Source organism: Bradyrhizobium sp. MOS002 (assembly GCF_003020115.1).
In the GTDB taxonomy this organism is placed as follows: Bacteria; Pseudomonadota; Alphaproteobacteria; order Rhizobiales; family Xanthobacteraceae; genus Bradyrhizobium.
The window spans coordinates 412921-434837 of record NZ_PYFX01000005.1; the positions used below are offsets into that span (position 1 = coordinate 412921).

The 21917-nt window shown below is 63.8% G+C and carries 23 protein-coding genes and 1 tRNA gene; 13 read left to right on the forward strand and 11 right to left on the reverse strand.

What is annotated here, in order from left to right:
• The 6 genes from C7G41_RS19200 to C7G41_RS19225 all read left to right on the forward strand — a co-directional run bounded on the left by C7G41_RS19200 (position 1) and on the right by C7G41_RS19225 (position 6276).
• Positions 1–711 carry an LptA/OstA family protein gene (locus C7G41_RS19200; RefSeq protein ID WP_199198474.1) on the forward strand — a complete coding sequence of 237 codons (711 nt, stop codon included), beginning with the start codon at positions 1–3 and terminating at the stop codon, positions 709–711.
• A gap of 236 nt (positions 712–947) precedes the next feature.
• Entirely contained in the window at positions 948–1958 is a 1011-nt protein-coding gene (gene lptB / locus C7G41_RS19205) for an LPS export ABC transporter ATP-binding protein (protein ID WP_106944018.1), read from the forward strand.
• 91 nt (positions 1959–2049) lie between these two features.
• Positions 2050–3663: an RNA polymerase factor sigma-54 gene (gene rpoN / locus C7G41_RS19210; RefSeq protein ID WP_106944019.1), complete on the forward strand. Its 1614-nt coding sequence runs from the start codon at positions 2050–2052 to the stop codon at positions 3661–3663.
• A gap of 80 nt (positions 3664–3743) precedes the next feature.
• The gene (gene hpf / locus C7G41_RS19215; RefSeq protein WP_106944020.1) at positions 3744–4361 is read left to right on the forward strand and encodes a ribosome hibernation-promoting factor, HPF/YfiA family; all 618 of its coding nucleotides are present in this window, start codon (positions 3744–3746) and stop codon (positions 4359–4361) included.
• Positions 4362–4598: 237 nt separating this feature from the next.
• The gene (gene ptsN / locus C7G41_RS19220) at positions 4599–5060 is read left to right on the forward strand and encodes a PTS IIA-like nitrogen regulatory protein PtsN (RefSeq protein WP_007598573.1); all 462 of its coding nucleotides are present in this window, start codon (positions 4599–4601) and stop codon (positions 5058–5060) included.
• A 103-nt stretch (positions 5061–5163) separates the two neighbouring features.
• Entirely contained in the window at positions 5164–6276 is a 1113-nt protein-coding gene (locus C7G41_RS19225) for a tetratricopeptide repeat protein (RefSeq protein ID WP_106944021.1), read from the forward strand.
• 236 nt (positions 6277–6512) lie between these two features.
• On the opposite strand, the gene C7G41_RS19235 is transcribed toward C7G41_RS19225, so the two are convergent.
• The 8 genes from C7G41_RS19235 to C7G41_RS19275 all read right to left on the reverse strand — a co-directional run bounded on the left by C7G41_RS19235 (position 6513) and on the right by C7G41_RS19275 (position 13973).
• Positions 6513–6785, reverse strand: a complete 273-nt coding sequence (locus C7G41_RS19235; RefSeq protein ID WP_007598581.1) for a DUF1150 domain-containing protein — start codon at positions 6783–6785, stop codon at positions 6513–6515.
• A gap of 51 nt (positions 6786–6836) precedes the next feature.
• Entirely contained in the window at positions 6837–7262 is a 426-nt protein-coding gene (locus tag C7G41_RS19240) for an Hsp20 family protein (protein ID WP_007598583.1), read from the reverse strand.
• Positions 7263–7557: 295 nt separating this feature from the next.
• The gene (locus tag C7G41_RS19245; RefSeq protein WP_106944023.1) at positions 7558–8646 is read right to left on the reverse strand and encodes a sn-glycerol-3-phosphate import ATP-binding protein UgpC; all 1089 of its coding nucleotides are present in this window, start codon (positions 8644–8646) and stop codon (positions 7558–7560) included.
• Positions 8647–8651: 5 nt separating this feature from the next.
• On the reverse strand, positions 8652–9500 hold the full coding sequence (gene ugpE / locus C7G41_RS19250) for a sn-glycerol-3-phosphate ABC transporter permease UgpE (RefSeq protein WP_063992189.1): 849 nt from the start codon (positions 9498–9500) through the stop codon (positions 8652–8654).
• Entirely contained in the window at positions 9500–10381 is an 882-nt protein-coding gene (ugpA, locus tag C7G41_RS19255; protein WP_106944024.1) for a sn-glycerol-3-phosphate ABC transporter permease UgpA, read from the reverse strand. Before ugpA ends, ugpE begins: the two co-directional genes overlap by 1 nt.
• Before the next feature lie 47 nt (positions 10382–10428).
• The gene (gene ugpB / locus C7G41_RS19260; protein WP_106944025.1) at positions 10429–11745 is read right to left on the reverse strand and encodes a sn-glycerol-3-phosphate ABC transporter substrate-binding protein UgpB; all 1317 of its coding nucleotides are present in this window, start codon (positions 11743–11745) and stop codon (positions 10429–10431) included.
• Positions 11746–12154: 409 nt separating this feature from the next.
• Positions 12155–13372, reverse strand: coding sequence for a CaiB/BaiF CoA-transferase family protein (locus C7G41_RS19270; protein WP_106944026.1), 1218 nt, complete (start codon positions 13370–13372; stop codon positions 12155–12157).
• Between the two features lie 175 nt (positions 13373–13547).
• A complete protein-coding gene (locus tag C7G41_RS19275) occupies positions 13548–13973 on the reverse strand; it encodes an organic hydroperoxide resistance protein (RefSeq protein WP_007598424.1) in 426 nt (141 codons plus the stop codon).
• Positions 13974–14126: 153 nt separating this feature from the next.
• Here C7G41_RS19275 and C7G41_RS19280 point away from each other — a divergent pair, with 153 nt between their 5' ends.
• Positions 14127–14588 (forward strand): MarR family winged helix-turn-helix transcriptional regulator, encoded by a 462-nt coding sequence (locus C7G41_RS19280; protein ID WP_106944027.1) that lies wholly within the window; start codon positions 14127–14129, stop codon positions 14586–14588.
• A gap of 2 nt (positions 14589–14590) precedes the next feature.
• Here C7G41_RS19280 and C7G41_RS19285 read toward each other — a convergent pair whose 3' ends face one another.
• The 3 genes from C7G41_RS19285 to C7G41_RS19295 all read right to left on the reverse strand — a co-directional run bounded on the left by C7G41_RS19285 (position 14591) and on the right by C7G41_RS19295 (position 15540).
• Positions 14591–14827, reverse strand: coding sequence for a GIY-YIG nuclease family protein (locus C7G41_RS19285; RefSeq protein ID WP_106944028.1), 237 nt, complete (start codon positions 14825–14827; stop codon positions 14591–14593).
• A 160-nt stretch (positions 14828–14987) separates the two neighbouring features.
• A tRNA-Ala gene (locus C7G41_RS19290) sits at positions 14988–15063 on the reverse strand.
• Positions 15064–15129: 66 nt separating this feature from the next.
• The gene (locus C7G41_RS19295; RefSeq protein ID WP_106944029.1) at positions 15130–15540 is read right to left on the reverse strand and encodes a TIGR02300 family protein; all 411 of its coding nucleotides are present in this window, start codon (positions 15538–15540) and stop codon (positions 15130–15132) included.
• A 112-nt stretch (positions 15541–15652) separates the two neighbouring features.
• Between C7G41_RS19295 and aroA the strand changes: the two genes are divergently transcribed.
• The 6 genes from aroA (at position 15653) to C7G41_RS19325 (ending at position 21911) form a co-directional block, all read left to right on the forward strand.
• Entirely contained in the window at positions 15653–17050 is a 1398-nt protein-coding gene (aroA, locus tag C7G41_RS19300) for a 3-phosphoshikimate 1-carboxyvinyltransferase (protein ID WP_373681132.1), read from the forward strand.
• Positions 17047–17685, forward strand: coding sequence for a (d)CMP kinase (cmk, locus tag C7G41_RS19305; protein WP_027514724.1), 639 nt, complete (start codon positions 17047–17049; stop codon positions 17683–17685). Before aroA ends, cmk begins: the two co-directional genes overlap by 4 nt.
• Positions 17686–17951: 266 nt before the next feature.
• Positions 17952–19658 (forward strand): 30S ribosomal protein S1, encoded by a 1707-nt coding sequence (gene rpsA / locus C7G41_RS19310; protein WP_106944031.1) that lies wholly within the window; start codon positions 17952–17954, stop codon positions 19656–19658.
• Between the two features lie 331 nt (positions 19659–19989).
• Entirely contained in the window at positions 19990–20970 is a 981-nt protein-coding gene (gene sppA, locus C7G41_RS19315; protein ID WP_106944079.1) for a signal peptide peptidase SppA, read from the forward strand.
• 172 nt (positions 20971–21142) lie between these two features.
• A complete protein-coding gene (locus tag C7G41_RS19320) occupies positions 21143–21448 on the forward strand; it encodes an integration host factor subunit beta (protein ID WP_007598410.1) in 306 nt (101 codons plus the stop codon).
• 70 nt (positions 21449–21518) lie between these two features.
• Positions 21519–21911: a lipopolysaccharide assembly protein LapA domain-containing protein gene (locus C7G41_RS19325; RefSeq protein WP_106944080.1), complete on the forward strand. Its 393-nt coding sequence runs from the start codon at positions 21519–21521 to the stop codon at positions 21909–21911.
• Positions 21912–21917: the final 6 nt, after the last annotated feature.

Genomic DNA, 21917 nt, shown 5'->3' on the forward strand with positions numbered 1-21917 from the left:
ATGATCAGGTTTTTCCCGCGCAACGAAGACAAGCGGTGCGTCATCCTCGGTGCGGCCTCGCTCGCCGTCGGCATCGCGCTGATCGCAACGGGTGCGGCAAGCGCGCAGAGCACGATGCAAGGCGTGCCCAACGCGATGCAGGGCTTCTCGCAGAACCGCGATCAGCCGATCCAGATCGAAGCCGCCTCGCTCGAAATGCGCGACAAGAAGAAGGAAGCGACTTTCTCCGGCAATGTGAAGGTCATCCAAGGCGACACCACCATGACCTCAAAGACGTTGGTGGTGTTTTACGATTCGGGCGGCGACAAGCCGGCCGCGCCACAGCCTGCGGCGAAGGCGGCAAAGGGGGCGCCGATGCAGTCGGCGACGCCGGGGCCGGGGGGGAACTCCTCGATCAAGCGGCTGGAGGCGCGCGGCAACGTCGTCGTCACCCAGAAGGACCAGGTGGTGACGGGCGAGACCGCCGTGTTCGACACCCGCACCAACCTCATCACCATGCTTGGCGGCGTCGTCTTGACGCAGTGCAAGAACGTGCTGCGCGGCGACCGGCTGGCGGTCGACATGACCACGGGCGTGTCGCGTGTGGAATCCGACAGCGGCCGGGTGCAGGCGCTGCTGCCGCAGGGCGGCGGCAATGATTGCGGATCCGGCGGCCCGGCCAAGCCCGGCGCGGGACCTTTGCAATTGCCTGGCGCAACTAAGCCAAAGTAAATTTGAAGAATGATTTCAGACGCTTGGGTCGAGCGCTGCCGATCCGAGGTTGAAGCTTGCCCGCCGAGACTGTATCTAGCGCGAAGGGCTTTCGAAGCGGGGTTCGCCGCTTTTCGGGCGTGTTTCACTGGGCATGAGACATCCCTTCATTCATGCTGCGTCGGCGAATCCTGAGGCCGGCGCTGCAGATCGCGCGAATATCGCGCAGGATCGTCGCGAAAGGCTAGAAGGCGGGGATGGTCGATCTCTTCAGCATGTTCCGTCGGCGCCCCGCCAAACGCGGCCGGCCAGGATTTGCGCGCCAGGACATCACCGCGCTCGGTGACAGCGTCGGCGGTCTCGTGGCCAGCCCGGTCAGGGACGCGCCGCCGATCGCCCGTAACCAGCCGGTGCATGCACCCGATCAGTTCCAAGGGGACTATCAAGGCGACTATCAGGCCGAGCCGCCCCGGGCCCAGGCGGTTCACCCCGTCAGGGCTGCCGGCAGGCCCAACGGGTCCGGCGCACCTCAGCTCTTGAAGCGGCCGGGCTTCCTGGCTGTGCATAGCGTGGAAAAGAGCTTTGGCAGCCGCCAGGTCGTGCGCGGCGTCAGCATCTATGTGCGCCGCGGCGAAGCGGTCGGCCTGCTCGGCCCCAACGGCGCCGGCAAGACCACCGTGTTCTACATGATCACCGGCCTGATCAAGGCCGATCGCGGCGCGATCGAGCTCGACGGCCACGACGTCACCAAGCTGCCGATGTATCAGCGTGCGCGGCTCGGCATCGGCTATTTGCCGCAGGAAGCCTCGATCTTCCGCGGTCTCACCGTCGAGCAGAACATCCGTGCCGTGCTCGAAGTGGTCGAGCCCTCGCGCAAGAAGCGCGAGCAGCAGCTCGACTCGCTGCTCGACGAATTCAACATTACGCGCCTGCGGAAATCGCCGTCGATCGCGCTGTCCGGCGGTGAGCGGCGCCGCGTCGAGATCGCGCGCGCGCTGGCGACGCGTCCGAACTACATGCTGCTCGACGAGCCCTTTGCCGGCATCGATCCGATCGCGGTCGGCGACATCCAGGACCTCGTCCGCCATCTCACCAACCGCGGCATCGGCGTGCTGATCACCGACCACAATGTGCGCGAGACGCTCGGCCTCACCGATCGCGCCTACATCGTCTATGCCGGTGAAATCCTGACCGAGGGGAGCCCGGATGAGATCGTCGCCGATCCGGACGTGCGCCGCCTTTACCTTGGCGAGGAATTCCGCCTCTAGCCCGTTTTTCCAATTCGTCAAGACGTGTACATCGGGCTTGGACTAGGATAAGCAAAAATCGGACCAACTTTTTGGGATCGGTTCTTGCTCCATGGCGCTTTCGCAGAGATTAGAGTTCCGGCAATCGCAGTCGCTGGTCATGACGCCGCAGTTGATGCAGGCGATCAAGCTGCTGCAATTGTCCAATCTCGATCTCACGACGTTCGTGGAAGAGGAACTCGAGCGTAACCCGCTGCTGGAGCGGGCCAACGACGAGCCCCCTGCGGGCGAGGGCCCGGCCGAGACCGGCCAGTTCAACGATAGCGACGGCGGCCACAACGACGAGCCGGGTGGCGGCCCGGGCGAAGCCTTCGAGCCCGGCCAGGAAGAGTGGATGAGCAAGGATCTCGGCACCCGCGCCGAGATCGAGCAGACCATGGACACCGGGCTGGACAACGTCTTCTCCGAGGAACCGGCCGAGGCGGCCGCCCGCAACGCCCAGGATGCGGCGCCGACCACCTACACCGAATGGGGCGGCGGCGCCTCCGGCGACGAGGACTACAATCTCGAAGCCTTCGTCGCCGCGGAGACCACGCTCGGCGACCATCTCGCCGAGCAGCTCTCGGTTGCCTTCGCCGGGGCCGCGCAGCGCATGATCGGCCAGTATTTGATCGACCTCGTCGACGAGGCCGGCTATCTGCCACCGGATCTCGGCCAGGCCGCCGAACGGCTGGGCGCATCGCAACAGGACGTCGAGAACGTTCTTGCCGTGCTGCAGAAATTCGATCCGCCCGGCGTCTGCGCGCGCAATTTGAGCGAATGCCTGGCGATCCAGCTCCGCGAGCTCGACCGCTACGATCCCGCGATGCAGGCCCTGGTCGAGCATCTCGATCTCCTCGCCAAGCGCGACATCGGAGCCTTGCGCAAGGTCTGCGGCGTCGACGACGAGGACATCGCCGACATGATCGGCGAGATCCGCCGGCTCAATCCCAAGCCCGGCATAAAGTTCGGCACGGCCCGGCTCCAGACCATGGTGCCTGATGTCTATGTCCGCCCTGGTCCCGATGGCGGCTGGCACGTCGAACTCAACAGCGACACCTTGCCGCGCGTGCTGGTCAACCAGACCTACTATTCGCAGCTCTCGAAGAAGATCGGCAAGGACGGCGACAAATCCTATTTCACCGACGCGCTTCAGAACGCGACCTGGCTGGTGCGCGCGCTCGACCAGCGCGCCCGCACCATCCTCAAAGTCGCAACCGAGATCGTGCGCCAGCAGGACGGCTTCTTCACCCATGGCGTGGCGCATCTGCGACCGCTGAATCTGAAGGCCGTCGCCGACGCCATCCAGATGCATGAATCCACGGTGTCGCGCGTCACCGCCAACAAATACATGGCGACCAATCGCGGCACGTTCGAGCTGAAATATTTCTTCACGGCCTCGATCGCCTCGGCCGATGGCGGCGAGGCGCATTCGGCCGAAGCCGTGCGTCACCACATCAAGCTGCTGATCGATGCGGAGGCGCCGTCCGCTATCCTGTCCGACGACACCATCGTGGAACGCTTGCGCGGCTCGGGCATTGATATTGCCCGCCGCACGGTCGCGAAATACCGCGAAGCCATGCGCATTCCGTCCTCGGTGCAACGCCGTCGCGACAAGCAGAGCGCTCTTGGTAACGTCCTCTCCACCGCCATGGCCGATCGCTCCCGCAATCCCGAACCGGCCTGATTGCACCGGCGCCAAATCGCGCTACTGTCAATCTGCTATCGGGCCCGATCCTGGCCAGGCACGAACCAAGCGAGGTTCACATGACTCTCCGCATCTCGGGAAAGAGCGTCAACGTCGGCGAGGCCCTGCGCGGCCGCGTCACCGACCGGACTGAAGAGGTCCTGCGCAAATACTTCGATGGCAATTATTCGGGCCACATCACGCTGAGCAAGGATGGCTTCGGCTTCCGCACCGACTGTGCGCTGCATCTTGATTCGGGAATCACGCTCGAGGCCGATTCGAACGCACCGGATGCCTATGCGAGTGCCGACCAGGCGCTGGTGATGATCGAGAAGCGGCTCAAGCGCTACAAGAGCCGGCTCAAGGACCGCTCCGCCCGCAAGGCCCATGTCGCCTCCGCGGCGCTGGCCGCCATGGATGCCACGAGCTACGTGCTGGAGGCGCCGGGCGAGGGTGAGGACGAGGACGAGGTCACCGGCTACAGCCCCGTGATCATCGCCGAGGCCACCACCGCGCTGAAGCCGCTCTCCGTCAGCGAAGCGGTCATGGAACTCGACCTCAGCGGAGCGCCCTGCCTGGTCTTTCAGCACGGTTCCTCGGGCCGGGTGAACATCATTTACCGCCGGGCCGACGGCAATGTCGGCTGGATCGACCCCCCTGGGGCCAAGGCTGAGGTCAAGGCGGACGGCAAGGCCTGAGGCCGCCGCGCGACCTCCGGGAACCCGCGCCGGGGGCCCCTTTCCGCCTTAACAATGACCGGGGCAAAGCTGCACGCGGGAGTTGGCACCGGGATTGCGTTGGAGTAGAAGCCCCCCACATCAGGGGCGAGCTAAGTCCGCTTCCTGCTTCAACTTCTCGACGTCGGCCCGCCCAGGTTCTTTGTCCAGGCTGGCCAATTCGGAACCCGACATTTTCATTCACCTCGGAAGACTTCCATGCCGATTACCGATCTGGTCGCGCCCGAGGCGATTCTCCCGGCATTGAAGGTCAACAGCAAGAAGCAGGCGCTTCAGGAACTCGCGGCCAGGGCCGCCGAGCTGACCGGGCAGAACGAGCGTTCCGTGTTCGAGGTGCTCCTGCAGCGCGAGAAGCTCGGCACCACCGCGGTCGGCTACGGCGTCGCCATTCCCCACGGCAAGCTGCCCAAGCTGGAAAAGATCTTCGGCCTGTTCGCGCGTCTCGATCGTCCGATCGATTTCGAATCGATGGACGGCCAGCCGGTCGATCTCGTCTTCCTGCTGCTCGCCCCCGAAGGCGCCGGCGCCGATCACCTCAAGGCGCTGGCCCGCATCGCCCGTCTCCTCCGCGACCAGGACATCGCCAAAAAGCTCCGCGCCTCGCGCGATGCGCAAGCGATCTATTCGGTGCTGGCACTGCCGCCGGCGACTGCGGCGTAACCCTCCTCCCTCGAACCGACACAGCGTCGTCTGCGACATATTGTGCAGCCGGGCGCTGCGATATTTCGTCTCCGGCACGGTTTCGGCGCGGGGATTTTGCAAGATGATTTGCGGTTCGATCGGGCGGGCTTTCGGTCTGCTTTGCTCCGTCACCATTGTCGCCACCACCGTGGCCCGCGCCGACGAGGCGTCCAACGACCGCGTCATCGCGGAGAAGACCGAGATCATTGCAGCCGATGCAACCAATGCAGTCGCTTACGAGCTGCGCGGCGAAGCCTACTACATCAAGCACGACTGGAATCGCGCCTTCGAGGATTGCAGCGCCGCGATCCGGATCGATCCGAATTTCGGGCGGGCCTATAACTGCCGCGGTCGCGCCTATTCTGCCAAAGGCGATCGCGATCACGCCATGATCGACTACAACGAGGCCATTCGCCTCGACCCAAATTATGGGCCGGCCTACACCTCGCGCGCGGAGGCGTATTTCAACAGGGGCGATTTCGACGGCGCGATCGCCGGCTTCACCGAGGCCATCGAACGCAGCCCCAAGCAGGCTTACCGTGCGCTCGTCATGCGAGGGGAGGTGTATGCGGCGAAGGACGACACCGATCACGCCGTCGCCGATTACAGCGAGGCGATGCAGCGCAATCCGGCCGCCGCCTGGCCCTACGAGCTGCGCAGCACCATTCGTCTCCACAAGGGCGAGATCGATGCGGCTCTGGACGACTGCGACAGCGCCGTCCGCCTGGAGCCCGGAAGGGCCGGCGGCCACTATTGCCGGGCCATGGTGTTCCTGAAGAAGGACGATGCCGACAGCACTATCCGGGAGCTGGATGACGTTACTAGGATTACGCCGTCTTTCGAGAAGGCCTATCTCGTTCGCGGCGTCGTCCTGCACGGGAAGGGCGACGACAAACGCGCCCTTGCCGATTTCGACGAACTGATCCGACTGCAGCCGGGGAATTGGGAGGCCTACAACAGTCGCGCCGGTCTGTTTCGGGACATCGGACAGCACGATCGCGCGCTCGCCGACTACAACGAGGCGATCCGGCTCGATCCGAAAAGCCAGCTCGCCCTGGTCAACCGCGCTCTCCTCTACATGATGATGTCCGACGCCAAACATGCGCGCGCGGATTTCAACAGTGTGCTCGCGCTGCCACTGAGCGACAAATGGGCCGTGGACACGGCGCGCGAAGGACTTGGCTTTGTGAAGTGATGCGCGGATAGAGCGCAGCCTTACGCTCCGTCATCGCGAGCGCGGGTCTCTCGACACCGTCATTGCGAGGAGCCCTTGCGACGAAGCAATCCAGGCTGCCTCCGCGGAAAGATTCTGGATTGCTTCGCTGCGCTCGCAGAGACGACGTGGAAACTTCATCAGCCGAAATAGAAACGGGCACGCCTTCCTTCGAAGGCATGCCCGCTTGAAACCCTATTCGTGCGACGTGCGCGTGCTCAGTGCACGCTCACCGCTTGCAGCTCGTTGCTCCAGGCGTTGGCGATCGCGGCTTCGCGGCTGTCGGTCAGCATGATCGGCGTGCCGTCGGCGGCGTGGAGCGCGAAGAGCTTGAGGCCCGGCGCGATCTTCGGCGCTTCGGGAAACAGGCCCGGCACATCCTCGGAGCGGATCTGCTTCACATAGGCGATATGGCCTTCGCCGAGGGTTGCCAGCGTCTCCGGCGAGACGTTCTTGGCTTCGTATTCGAACGCAACGTGACCTTCACTCATGGTCTCGACTCCTTCACAGAAACTAAGCGGTCGAGTCCGCTACTCGTTCCATTATTCGTGCTCATTGATAGCGATTGTCTTAACGATCCTCTCCGGTTCCGGCCGGGCAAGATCGATCGCCAGCAATCCGTTCTTCAGATCCGCACCCAGCACCAGCATCCCCTCCGCCAGCACGAAGGTGCGCTGGAAGTGGCGCGCGGCGATGCCGCGATGGATGTATTGCCGGGTCTTGTCGTCCTGCTGCCGCCCGCGAATGACGAGCTGGTTTTCCTCAATGGTTACATCGAGTTGGTCGCGGGTAAATCCGGCGACCGCCAGCGTGATCCGCAGCCGCTCGGGCTGGCCCTCCGATCGGTCGCACCTCTCGATATTGTAGGGAGGGTAACCGTCGGCACCTTTGACGACCCGATCGAGCACGCGCTCGATCTCGTCGAAGCCCAGAAGGAACGGACTGGAAAGCGTGGGAACACGAGACATAGTTTACAAAGTCCTCTCGAAGCGACTTTGGTGCATCAGGGCCCGTACAGGCACCCCTTGATCAGCAATATGGGCATATCCGCGTGTCGGTTCAAGGACGTAGCGGGGGCTGTGGATTGGCAGCTCACCCACTCTGCCATGCACAAAGGCTGACTTGTCGTCATGGCGCGAAACGCCTGCGACTAGCCCTGCGTCCGACGAATTTGCGGGTCGATTTTTCTCAACGAAAACAAACACCCTTCTACTGTGCATGGGGTTGTTTTCGCGGTTTTGACCGATCGACCTGCGGAACCGGTCAGGCCTCGATCCGCGTCCGGCCGTCGCCGCTGAACAGATGCAGCTTCGCCCGCACCGCCGCGACGCGAATCCTCTCGCCGATCGGCGGCGCCTCCGAGCCGGGGATGCGGACGATGACCTCGCCGGGCGGCAGCTCGCCGGGATTGGCCGCGATGCGCTGCTCGTCCTGAGCCCGCGTGCCGTAGATGAAGGTTTCGGCGCCGACACGCTCGATCGCTTCCACGGTGAGCGGCAATACGACGCCGTCGGCGGGGGTCTGGTCGGTGATGACGAAATCCTCCGGACGGATGCCGAGGATTCCGGCGTCAGCCGCGCCGCTGCCGGCGAGCTGCGACCGGATCTCCTCGGGCCGCGTCGACATCAGATTCATCGGCGGCGCGCCGATGAAGGAGGCGACGAAGGTCGTGGCCGGCTTCTCGTAGATCGCGAGCGGATTGCCGACCTGTTCGACCTGGCCGCCATTCATGACCACGAGAATGTCGGCGAGCGTCATCGCCTCCAGCTGGTCGTGGGTGACGTAGATCGACGTGGTGTTGAGCCGGCGCTGCAATTTGCGGATCTCGACCCGCATCGCGATGCGGAGCTTGGCGTCGAGGTTGGACAGCGGCTCGTCGAACAGGAACACTTTCGGCTGGCGCACGATGGCGCGGCCCATGGCGACGCGCTGGCGCTGGCCGCCTGAGAGCTGGCGCGGCTTGCGCTCCAGCATCGAGGTGAGCTCGAGCACGCGCGCGGCTTCGTCGACGCGGGTCTTGACCTCGGCCTCCTTCATGCCGCGGTTGCGCAGGCCGTAGGCCATGTTGTTGAAGACGCTCATATGCGGATAGAGCGCGTAGTTCTGGAACACCATCGCGATGTCGCGATCGGCGGGCTCGATCTGGTTGACGATGCGGCCGCCGATGTCGATCTCGCCGCCGGTGACGGTTTCGAGCCCTGCGACCATGCGCAGCAATGTCGACTTGCCGCAGCCGGATGGGCCGACCAGCACGCAGAACTGGCCGTCGCCCACATCGACGTTGACGCCCTTGATGGCCTCGAAGCCGCCGGGATAGGTCTTGCGGACGTTGCGCAGGGTGACGTTAGCCATGGGATCTACTTTTCCGTCTCCACGAGTCCGCGCACGAACAGTTTCTGCATCACGACGACGACGAACACCGGTGGCAGCATCGCGAGCACGGCGGTCGCCATCACGATCGGCCATTCGGTCAGCGCGTCGGTGGTGGTGATCATCTTGCGGATGCCGACCTGGATGGTCTGCATGTCGTCGCGGGTGGTGATCAGCAGCGGCCAGAGATATTGATTCCAGCCGAGGATGAAAAGGATCACGAACAGCGCCGCCATGTTGGTGCGCGACAGCGGCAGCAGCGTGTCCCAGAAGAAGCGCAGGGGACCGGCGCCGTCGATGCGCGAGGCCTCCAGCAGCTCGTCCGGCACGGTCATGAAGAACTGGCGGAACAGCAGCGTCGCGGTGGCCGAGGCGATCAGCGGCAGCGCCAGGCCCGCATAGCTGTCCAGCATGTGCAGATCTGCGACGATCTTGTAGGTCGGATAGATGCGCACCTCGACCGGCAGCATCAGGGTGATGAAGATGATCCAGAAGATCGGCATCCGGAACGGAAAGCGGAAATAGACGATCGCATAGGCGGAGATGATCGAGATCGCGATCTTGCCGACCGCGATCAGCAGCGCCATCACCAGCGAGTTCAGCATCATGTTGCCGACGGGCTCGCGGGTCGAGCCGCTCGTGCCGACGAAAATGGTCTGGTAGTAGACCTCGAAGAAATGACCGCCCGGCAGCAGCGACATCTGCCCGTTGGCGATCAGCGCGTTGTCCTGGGTCGAGGCGACGAACGCGATGTAGACGGGGAACGCGACGATCGCGATCCCGATCCAGAGGATGATGTGGGCGATGTAGCGCCGGAAGCCCTCTTCCTCGACCATCAGTAGGTCACCTTGCGTTCGACGAAGCGGAACTGGATTCCCGTCAGCACGATGACCATGACCATCAGGATGACCGACTGCGCGGCCGAGCTGCCGAGATTGCCGCCGAGCAGTCCGTCGGAATAGACCTTGTAGACCAGCGTCACCGTCGACGTTCCCGGACCGCCGCGGGTCATCGTGTCGATGATGCCGAACGTGTCGAAGAAGGCGTAGACGATGTTGACCACCAGCAGGAAGAAGATGGTCGGCGACAGCAGCGGGAACGTCACGGTCCAGAACCGCCGCATCGGACGGGCGCCGTCGATCGCGGCGGCCTCGAACACGCTCTTCGGGATCGCTTGCAGGCCGGCGAGAAAGAACAGGAAATTATAGGAGATCTGCTTCCACGCGGCGGCGAGGATGATCAGCGCGGCGGCCTGGTCGCCGTCGAGCAGCGGATTCCAGTCGATGCCCATGTTGCGCAGATAACGCGAGAGCACGCCGAGCGAGGGATGCAGCATGAAGATCCAGAGCACGCCGACCACGGGCGGCGCCACCGCATAGGGCCAGATCAGCAGCGTGCGGTAGAGCATCGAGCCACGCAGCGGCTTGTCCGCCATCACGGCGAGCAGCAGCGCGAAGGACAGCGACGAGACGGCGATGGCGAACGAGAACAAGAAGGTTCGGACGATCGCCTCGAAATAGGCTGCGTCCTTGAACAGGTCGATGTAATTCTCGAACCAGACAAACGTGGTCGACAGACCGAACGCATCCTGGAGCAGGAAGGACTGGACCACCGCCTGCAGGGCCGGCCAATAGAAGAAAATCAGGACGATCGCGAGCTGCGGCGCAACCAGCGCGTACGGTAACAGCCTTGACTGGAAAATCGCTTGCTTTTGCATGATGCCAGCAGAGCGGCAGGCCGGGTCGCGGCCTGCCGCTCATTGCCTCACTTGACGGCGGTCTTTTCGAACTGCCGCAGCATCGTGTTGCCGCGCTCGACGGCGGCATCCAGCGCCTGCTTGGCGGTCTTCTTGCCGGCCAGCGCCTGCTCGATCTCTTCCGACCACACGTCACGCAGCTGAACCATGTTGCCGAGGCGCAGACCGCGCGAATTCTCGGTCGGCTCCTTGTTGGTCAGCTCGAGCAGCGGCGTCTCGAGATAGGGCTGATCCTTGTAGAAGCCCTCTTCCTTCGCCTTGGCGTAGGCCGCCTTGGTGATCGGCAGATAGCCCGAGGCCTTGTGGATATAGACCTGGCGATCGGTGTCCGAGAGGAAGGTCAGGAACTTCGCGACCCCCTTGTATTCCTCGGCCGACTTGCCGCCCATCACCCACAGCGAAGCGCCGCCGATGATCGAGTTCTGCGGTGCGCCCTTGACGTCCGGATAATACGGCATCGGCACGGCGGTGAAGGCGAACTTGGCCTGCGCCTTGACGTTGCCGAAGAACGCCGACGAGGTCAGGTAGATCGGGCATTCGCCGGAGGTGAAGCGGCCTTCGCCGGTGTTGGTGCGGCCGGCGTAGTCATAGGTCTTTGTCTTCTGCAGCTCGACCAGGGTTTCGAGATGCTTGACCTGAAGCGGTCCGTTGAACTCCAGCACGGTGTCGAAGCCGTCGAGGCCGTTGGCCTTGCTGGCGAGCGGCACGTTGTGCCAGGCCGAGAGCTGCTCGAGATTGACCCAGGTGACCCAGGAACCGGAGAAGCCGCAAGTGTCGTGACCGGCAGCCTTTAGCTTCTTGGCGGCCTCGAACGTTTCGGGCCAGGTCTTCGGGATCTCGACATTCGCCTTCTTCAGCTCGTCGAGGTTCACCCACATCACGGTCGAGGACGAGTTGAAGGGGAAGGACAGCATTTCGCCCTTCGACGTCGAATAGTAGCCGGTGATGGCGGGCAGGTAGATCTTGGGGTCGAACTTCTCGCCGGCCTCAGTCATCAGCTTGTAGACGGGCTTCACGGCGCCGGTCGCGGCCATCATGGTCGCGGTGCCGACTTCGAACACCTGCATGATGTGCGGGGCGTTGCCGGCGCGGAACGCCGCGATGCCCGCGTTCATCGTATCGGGATAGTTGCCCTTGTAGGTCGGGATCACCTTGTAGTCGCTCTGCGACGCGTTGAAGTCGGTGGCGAGCTTGACGATGACGTCGTTGTTGGCGCCTGTCATCGCGTGCCACCACTGGATTTCGGTCGCGGCCGAGGCCGGCGAGGCCGATAATCCAACCGTGAATGCAATAGCGGCAGCCGCTCCAAAGTGTCGAAGAGCCATCAAGTAAACCTCCCTTGGCCGTTCTCTTAGGCCGTCAAAAATGATCGCTTGCGCTAGCAGCGCCATATGACGTTCACATGACTGTGTAAGCGGCCGAAACGAAAGCGGCAAGCGCTGCAAAAGGGAAGCTGTCAAATAGGCGAATGCCGCGCGCGCAGCGTTCTCCGTTCGCGGTGCAGCATTCGGGAGTGATGGGTTGGTCGCTACGTCTTCAGCAGAATAGTGAGGCAGACGATCGGCCCGCGGGCTCCCAAACCTCTCCCGCTTGCGGGAGAGGTCGCGCCGAAGGCGCGGGTGAGGGCTCTTTCCGCTTGGGGATTGTCCCGTTGCGGAGATACCCTCTCCCCAACCCTCTCCCGCAAGCGGGCGAGGGAGCGCACCTACGGTGAGGCTCGATGTTCGTCTTATCTCAACGCTTGCGCTCGGGTCCGCAGACCGTGCCCTGCTCCACCATCGCGTCGATCTCGGACCTGGAGTAGCCGAATTCGCCCAGCACCTCGGCTGCATGTTGGCTGAATTTCGGCGGCAGGCGACGCAGGCTCGGCTTGCTGCGGTCGAGTCGGATCGGCGATGCCACGCCCTTGTACCAGTCCTTCTCGATAATATCGCCGCGGGCGATCGTGTGCGGGTTGGTCAACGCCTGGTCGATCTTCTGCACGGGCCCTGCGGGCAGGCCCGCGGCGAGCAGGCGATTGCACAGCGGCTCGGCCTCGTGCTGGCTGAACACGGCGGCGAGCTCGGCCCGCAGCGCTTCGCGATTGGCGATGCGATCCTTGTTGCGGGCAAAGCGCGGATCGGTGCCGAGCTCGGGCTTGCCGATCTCCTTGGCGAGCTTGCGGAAGGTGCCGTCATTGCCGACGCCGATGAAGATGTCGTCGGTCTTGGTCGGGAAGATCGCATAGGGCACGAGGTTGGGATGCTCGTTGCCGGTCAGCGACGGCGGCTTACCATGCATGAAATAATTCGCGGTGTGCGGATGCATGATGGCGAGACCGGTCTCGTACAGCGTGGTCTCCAGGAACTGGCCCTGGCCCGAGCGCTGCCGCTCCGACAACGCCATCAAGATGCCGATCGCCGCATAGAGGCCGGTGCCGATGTCCACCAGCGGCACGCCGATCCGCATCGGCCCGCTCTCGGGCGAGCCGGTCGCCGCGATCATGCCGGTCATGGCCTGGATGATGGCGTCATAGCCGGGATTGCCGCCGCGCGGTCCGTCGGCGCCGAAGCCGCAGATCCGGCAATGCACGAGGCGCGGAAATTTTTCGCGCAACACCTCGTTGCCGATGCCCCATTTCTCCAGCGTGCCTGGCTTGAAGTTCTCGATCAGGACGTCGGCGCTCTCCAGCATCTTGAGCAGCACGGTCCGGCCGCCCTCGGAGGCGAGGTCGAGGCCGATCGAGCGCTTGTTGCGGTTGATGCCGATGAAATAGGCCGCGTCCTCCTCGTGGAAGGGAGGGCCCCAGTCGCGCACCTCGTCGCCTGCGGGCGGCTCGACCTTGATCACGTCGGCGCCGTGGTCGGCGAGGATCTGGGTGCAATAGGGACCGCCGAGCACGCGCGTGAGATCGATGACGCGCAGGCCGCTCATTGCACCCGTGGCGGCTCCAGAACTGGCGGCTTCAGTCATCCCTTCGCGTCCCCTGTGTCGATATGGATCACAGGCCTAACGAGGTTCGTTCGAACCGGCAATGGCTTCCCGTAGGGCCTCATGCAGGCCGCTCGCCGCAATCCCGCGGGATGGCAAATCAAGCGAAAGCGGCCGGCCCGAGGGGGATCCCGGGCCAGCCGCTTCACGTAACCGATCAGACGACCGTCAGGCGAACGTCGACATTGCCGCGCGTCGCGTTGGAATACGGGCACACCTGGTGCGCCTTCTCGACCAGCGCCTCGGCTTCCGCGCGGGCGAGGCCCGGCAGCGAGACGGCAAGGTCGATGTCGAGACCGAAGCCGCCGGCCGCGCGCGGACCGATGCCGACGGTCGAGGTCACGGAGGCGTCGGCCGGAACCTTCGGGCCGCCCTGTGAGGACACGAACTTCATCGCGCCGATGAAGCAGGCGGCATAGCCCGCCGCAAACAGCTGCTCGGGATTGTTGCCGGCGCCGCCACCGCCGCCGAGCTCCTTCGGCGTGGTGAGCTTGACGTCGAGCGCGCCGTCGAGGGTCGCGGCATGGCCGTCGCGGCCGCCGGTGGCTTTTGCGCTGGTCTTGTAGAGGACGTTCACGGACATTTTCGTCTCCCTGTGCTTTCGGGTGGGGTACGATCTTTATCGCAAACAATTAGATTGCGCGCAATTGAAATCATGGCGTCTCACATTTAATTGTTCGCAATTGAATGTGCAGCCGCCCGGCCCCAGAATGGAGCAAGTCCTGTGAGATTCTCGATGCCCCGGAAACATTCGGCAGCGGACGCGCCGCTTCGTCTCGACAACCAGATCTGCTTCGCGGTCTATTCGGCCGCGCATGCCTTCAACCGCGTCTACAAGCCGCTGCTGGACCGGCTCGGCCTGACCTATCCGCAATATCTGGTGATGTTGGTGCTGTGGGAGCGTGACGACGTGCCGGTCAGGGACATCGGGGAAAAGCTGTTCCTGGATTCGGGCACGCTGACGCCTCTGCTCAAGCGGCTCGAGGCGGCCCACCTCGTCAAGCGCACGCGCTCGCGCGAGGACGAACGTCAGGTGCTGATCGCGTTGACCCCGCAGGGCCACGCCTTGAAGGACAAGGCGCGCGCCGTGCCGCAATCGATCCTGGCGGCGTCGGACTGCTCGGTCTCGGAACTGGTCGCGATGAAGGATGAGATTGTGGCGCTACGCGACCGGTTGAATGCGGTGATCGGGGAGTAGGGTTAGAGCCGTTTCTTGGCGAAGGCGCGACCGGACGCTGACTTCAGATACCTCTCGAATGCCACAGCTTGCTTCTCGTTGCTGAACGCAACGTAAGTCTTGAGACGCCAAGGCCCGTATTTCGAGGTGTGGGGCACCTCGCCAGCATTGTGCTTTGTCAGTCGGGCGCGCAGATCGTCGGTAATCCCGACATAAAAGTGGAGGGAATCGAGGCTCTCAAGGATGTAGACGTACTTCACGGCACGCTCCCCGGCTGTCGAGGGAGAGCTTAATATATCCGCTTTCGATTGCTGAAGCCCGGCTTCGCCCTGCGGGCTACGCCGCGGCAGCCTTCGCTAGCTTCGCTACGATGGAGCGGAGCTGGCTTGCCGAGCCGAAGCTCGCGAAGCGAGCGAAGGCTGGTGGAGCCAGGCGGGATCGAACCGCCGACCTCTTGCATGCCATGCAAGCGCTCTCCCAGCTGAGCTATGGCCCCTTAACCGTCCGACGCGCCTTGGGCGACGCGTCGGGAAAGACCCAGAACCACAGTTCTGGGATTATCTCAAGTCTCTTCGTCACCGCCGACATCACCAATGATGTCGGTGACGTCCTCATCGCCTTCTTCGTCGTCGGCGATAAAGGTCGAATCGTCGTCGTCATCGTCCTCGATGGTCTCATCGACTTCGATGTCGTCCTCGGATTCGGGCACGACAGCCTTGACCTTGCCGGTGTTCTCCTCGGCATCGGCCTCCTCGAGCGAGACCTCCTCGACCTCCGCCGGCTCCGGCGTGGTGTCGGCGGCAGCGGCTGCGTGCCGGGCTTCGGCGCCGCGGGGGGCGCGAGCCGGCGCGATGGGCGCGATCGGCACGACTTCTCCGGTATAAGGCGAGATCACCGGATTCTTGTTGAGGTCATAGAACTTTTTGCCCGTGGTCGGGCAAATACGTTTAGTTCCGAGTTCGGACTTGGCCACGGCAGAGGAATCCTGGGAATGTCTGAAAAGCGGTGCTTCACTTGGCTAGTTGGCGGCCCGCTGTCAATAGCGCATTACGGGAGAACGACATGCCCGTGACGGCGGGGAGGCCATGTGGTACCTGCCCCGCGAGTCCCGCAGGGACGTTTCGGGCCTATCCAAGGACACAAACTTGACCGATTCCGACAAGCCGACGCCGCTCCAGTCGCGCGCCAGCGGTCCCCTGACCGGGAAAGTACGGGTGCCCGGAGACAAGTCGATCTCCCACCGCGCCCTCATCCTTGGTGCGCTCGCGGTTGGAGAGACGCGGATTTCTGGCCTCCTGGAGGGCGAGGACGTCCTTAACACCGCCAAATCCATGCAGGCGCTTGGCGCCAGGGTCGAGCGCACCGGAGATTTCGCCTGGAAGGTGAACGGCGTGGGTGTCGCGGGCTTCGCGGAGCCCAAAGCACCGCTGGATTTCGGCAACTCCGGCACCGGCTGCCGGCTCGTCATGGGTGCCGTCGCGGGCTGCCCGATCTCTGCGATTTTCGACGGCGATGCCTCACTGCGCAGCCGGCCGATGCGCCGGATTCTGGACCCGCTGGAAAAGATGGGCGCGAAGGTCGTCACCAGCGGCGAAGGCGGCCGTCTGCCGCTCACCATCCAGGGTGCGCGCGATCCGCTGCCGATCACCTACAAGACGCCGGTCGCTTCGGCCCAGATCAAATCCGCCGTCCTGCTCGCGGGCCTGGCCGCGCCGGGCATCACCACGGTCATCGAGACCGAGGCCAGTCGCGACCACACCGAGCTGATGCTCAAGCATTTCGGCGCCGAGATCACCTCGGTGCAGGAAGGTCAGCACGGCCGCCGTATCACGCTCGTGGGGCAGCCTGAGCTGCATGGCGCCAATGTCATCGTGCCCGCCGATCCCTCGTCGGCGGCCTTCCCCATCGTTGCTGCGCTGATCGTCGAAGGCTCCGAAATCGTCCTGTCCGATGTCATGACCAATCCGCTGCGGACCGGTCTTTTCACCACGCTGCGCGAGATGGGCGCCTCGATCGAGGAAAGCGAACTTCGCGGCGACGCCGGCGAGCCGATGGCAAAGCTGCGTGTACGCGCCTCGAAATTGCGCGGTGTCGAAGTGCCGCCGGAGCGCGCACCGTCGATGATCGACGAATATCTGGTGCTGGCGGTGGCGGCGGCCTTCGCCGAGGGCACGACCATCATGCGCGGGCTCCAGGAGCTGCGCGTCAAGGAATCCGACCGTCTCGAAGCCACCGCCGCCATGCTCCGCGTCAACGGCGTCAAGGTCGAGGTCTCCGGCGACGATTTGATCGTCGAAGGCCGCGGCCACGTTCCCGGCGGCGGCGTCGTGGCCACCCACATGGATCATCGCATCGCGATGTCCGCGCTGGTGATGGGCTGCGCGTCGGACCAGCCGGTGACCGTCGATGACACCGCCTTCATCGCCACCAGTTTTCCGGATTTCATCCCGATGATGCGTTCGCTTGGGGCCGAGTTTTCATGATCATCGCCATCGACGGGCCCGCGGCGTCGGGCAAGGGCACGCTCGGCAAGCGCCTTGCCCACCATTACGGCTACCGTCATCTTGATACCGGCGTGATCTATCGCGCGGTGGCCTATTCCCTGATGCAGTCTGGTCATGATCTCCGGGACGAGGCGGCGGCGGTGGCTGCGGCGCTGGAACTCGATCCCGAAAAGTTCGGCAATCCGGCCCTGAAGACCCAGAAGGCCGGCGAGGGCGCCTCCATCGTCTCGGCGATCCCCCGGGTGCGAGAGGCCCTGGTCAGTTTTCAGCGGCAATTCGCCGCCGATCCACCGGGCGCCGTGCTCGATGGGCGGGATATTGGAACCGTGATCTGCCCCCATGCCGACGTGAAGATCTTCGTCGTCGCCGACCCCAAGGTGCGCGCCCGCCGCCGGACCATGGAGGCCAAGGCGCGGGGCGAGGAGGCCGACGAGGCGGCCGTGCTCGCCGACATCATCCAGCGCGACGAACGCGACAAGAACCGGGCGATCGCCCCCCTGAAGCCGGCCGCGGATGCTTACTTGCTAGATAACTCCCAACTGGATATAGAAGGCGGCGTCCGGGCCGCCATCGACATTATCGAGGCCGTCCGAGCGGGCCGGTCGCGGGGTTAAGCCGCTGCCGTCATTGGAGGAAGCGCCCGCTCCCGCTCTTTGAGGTCGATACTCTCGGTCCCTGCTCGGGGCCGACGCGATCCAGGCTCCGGACAAAAGATTTCCACGTATTGAACGCGCGGGCCTCAGCCGGCCCGCTTCCGCTGTTCCGCCTCCAGGTCGGAGCAGCGAGCGGTCGCTCGAAGGTTCTGCGGACCTTCCGACACTGCGCGTACGATGCGCCCAAGAACCCAACGGCCGGCACGACATCCGCAACTGGAGAACAAATGGCTTCGACTTCTGCTGATACCTATAGCCCGTCGCGCGACGATTTCGCCGCGATGCTCGACGAGTCCTTCGCAGGCGGCAACCTGCAGGAAAGCTCAGTCATCAAGGGCAAGGTTGTTGCAATCGAAAAGGACATGGCCGTCATCGACGTCGGCCTGAAGACCGAGGGCCGCGTTGCCCTCCGCGAATTTTCCGGCCCCGGCCGCGAGAGCGAGCTCAAGGTCGGCGACGAGGTGGAAGTGTTCCTCGATCGGATCGAGAACGCCCTCGGCGAAGCCGTGCTGTCGCGCGACAAGGCGCGCCGCGAAGAGAGCTGGGGCAAGCTCGAGAAGGCCTTCCAGAACAACGAGAAGGTCAACGGCGTCATCTTCAACCAGGTCAAGGGCGGCTTCACCGTCGACCTCGACGGTGCCGTGGCCTTCCTGCCGCGTTCGCAGGTCGACATCCGTCCGATCCGCGACGTTGCGCCGCTGATGAACAACTCGCAGCCGTTCCAGATCCTCAAGATGGACCGCCGCCGCGGCAACATCGTCGTGTCCCGCCGCACGGTCCTCGAAGAGACCCGCGCCGAGCAGCGTCAGGAGCTGGTGCAGAATCTCGAAGAGGGTCAGGTCATCGACGGCGTCGTCAAGAACATCACCGATTACGGTGCGTTCGTTGATCTCGGCGGCATCGACGGTCTGCTGCACGTCACCGATATCGCGTGGCGCCGCGTCAACCATCCGACCGAGGTGCTCTCGATCGGCCAGACCGTGAAGGTCAAGATCATCAAGATCAACCACGAGACGCACCGCATCTCGCTGGGCATGAAGCAGCTGTTGGACGATCCGTGGCAGGGCATCGAAGCCAAGTACCCGCTGGGTGCCCGCTTCACCGGTCGCGTCACCAACATCACCGACTACGGCGCGTTCGTCGAGCTCGAGCCGGGCATCGAAGGCCTGATCCACGTCTCCGAGATGTCGTGGACCAAGAAGAACATGCACCCCGGCAAGATCGTTTCGACCTCGCAGGAAGTCGAAGTGCAGGTGCTCGAAGTCGATTCCGTCAAGCGCCGCATCTCGCTCGGTCTCAAGCAGACCATGCGCAACCCGTGGGAGGTCTTCGTCGAAGGTCACCCGACCGGTTCGACCGTCGAGGGCGAAGTCAAGAACAAGACCGAGTTCGGTCTGTTCCTGGGCCTCGAGGGCGACGTCGACGGCATGGTCCATCTCTCCGACCTCGACTGGAAGCAGCCGGGCGAGCAGGTGATCGACAACTACAAGAAGGGCGACATGGTGAAGGCCGTGGTGCTCGATGTGGACGTCGAGAAAGAGCGCATTTCTCTTGGAATCAAACAGCTTGAAGGCGACCCCTTCGCCGAGCCGGGCGATGTCAAGAAGGGCGCGGTCGTGACCTGCGAAGTGATCGAAGTGAAGGAGAGCGGCATCGAGGTGAAGATCACCGGTACCGACTTCACCACGTTCGTGAAGCGCTCGGAGCTCGCCCGTGACCGCAACGATCAGCGCGCCGAACGCTTCGCCGTCGGCGAGAAGGTCGATGCCCGCGTGATCCAGTTCGACAAGAAGGCCCGCAAGGTCCAGGTGTCGATCAAGGCGCTCGAAGTCGCCGAAGAGAAGGAAGCCATCGCGCAGTATGGCTCCTCCGATTCGGGGGCGACGCTCGGCGACATCCTCGGCACCGCGCTCAAGAACCGCGACACCAAGTAAGCGAAACGCAGGTTTCACTGCATCAAAGCCCCGGCGCGAGCCGGGGCTTTTTTGTTGGCTTGGTCGTCCCGGCGAAGGCCGGGACCCATACCGCGGAATCCATCGATGATGGGCGGTGGGAGTACTAGGCCGCGGGTCTTCGCCAAACTACTCCCTGTGGTTATGGGTCCCGGCCTTCGCCGGGACGACAATGAGTGTGTCGCTACGTCGTGGCCCATGCCGCTACCGGCCTTGTTTTCTTCTAATTGCGCCGCAATTGATGTATCCAGATAAGCCAATGGTGACGCTGCGACGGCACAACGCGCTTGGCCTTTCATTTGGAGATATTGAGATGTCGCTCGATTCGGACATCATCGTCGATCGCCGCAGGATCCGCCGCAAGCTGACGTTCTGGCGCGTATTGGCCGCGCTGATCGCGATCGCGGCGATCGCAGGCTTCGCGCTGGTCGCGACACCGGGTGCACGTGGCACGTTCGCGTCCGCCGGCTCGATCGCGCGGGTCCAGATCGACGGCCTGATCCGCAGCGACTCCGATCGCACGCAGGCGCTGGAGCGGCTGGAGAATTCGCAGGCTGCCGCCGTCATCGTTCACGTCAACTCGCCGGGCGGCACCACCGCCGGCTCCGAGCAGCTCTATGATTCGCTTGTACGGCTGAAAGCAAAGAAGCCGCTCGTCGTGGTCGTCGAAGGCCTCGCCGCCTCCGGCGGCTACATCACCGCGATCGCCAGCGATCACATCATCGCCCAGCAGAGCTCACTGGTCGGCTCGATCGGCGTGCTGTTCCAGTTTCCGAACGTCTCGGAGCTGTTGAAGACCGTCGGCGTCAAGGTCGAAGAGGTGAAGTCCACGCCGCTGAAGGCCGCGCCCAACGGTTTCGAGCCGACCAGCCCCGAGGCACGGGCAGCGCTCGATGCGCTGGTGAAGGATTCCTATGCCTGGTTCAAGGGATTGGTGAAGGAACGGCGTGGCATGGATGACACGCAGCTCGAGAAAGTGGTTGATGGCCGTGTCTTCACCGGACGCCAGGCAATCGATCTCAAGCTGATCGACCAGATCGGCGACGAGAAGACCGCCGTGACTTGGCTGGTCGAGCAGAAGGGCGTCAAGAAGGGACTCTCCGTGCGCGATTACAAGCTGCAACCGCGCTTCAGCGATCTGCCGTTCCTCAAGACGGCGGCCGCAGTGACGCTGGAAGCACTGGGTTTAGGCTCGATTGCGCATCAAATCGGGCAAACCGGCGTCGTGCAGGCGGTCGATCGGCTCGGAATGGATGGAATGCTGGCTTTGTGGCAGCCGGCGGCATCGAACTGACCGGCGCCGGGCGAGCCCCAGAGGTTTTTCCCGTTCGGCGCGTGCAGGGCCAGCCCGCTTTTTTGGCATTTGTCACGTATTTTCACGACGCTCAACCTTCATTTAGCGTCTTGACAGATCACGGTATTTTCACGGAAATGGTTGTCCGCACGCTCCCGGGTCCTATCTCTCGATGATCAAATCCGAACTTGTTCAGCGTATCGCCGAGCACAACCCGCATCTGTACCAGCGGGATGTCGAGAACATTGTGAATGCGATTCTCGAAGAGATCGTAGCGGCTCTCGCGCGCGGTGATCGCGTCGAGTTGCGCGGCTTCGGTGCCTTCTCGGTCAAGCATCGCCCTGCGCGCGCAGGGCGCAATCCGCGCACCGGCGCCCATGTACCTGTCGATCAGAAGAGCGTTCCGTTCTTCAAGACCGGCAAGGAAATGCGCGAACGGTTGAATCGCGACCACCCGGATCCAGGCGCGCCAGACTGAGGTCCACCTCAGGTTTCCCGCGGTCGCGAGCGATGCGGCCGCAACCTTGATTCAAGGCGAGCGAGCCGAGATGCGAAAATTCCTGACCGCGCTGGTCGTGATTCCGCTGGGCCTGATCCTGATGGTCTTTGCCGTCGCCAACCGGCATTTCGTCACGGTCTCGTTCGATCCGTTCGTTTCCAACGACCCGTCATTCTCGGTCACGCTGCCGCTGTTTCTGCTCCTGATCGTGGTGGCTGCGCTCGGGGTCCTCGCGGGCGGTTGTGCCGTCTGGTTCGGCCAGCGGCACTGGCGGCGTGCGGCGCGCCGGCACGACGCCGATGCCAGGGCCGCGCGCGGCGAACTGGCCGATCTGCGGGCCCAGGCGGCCGCAGCAAGGCCCGAGGCCCAGCGCCTCCCCGTTCCCTCCGGGGTGGGGCTTTACGGGCCCGTCGGGCGAGACAAGCAGCGCGCGACGTTGTAGAAGCGG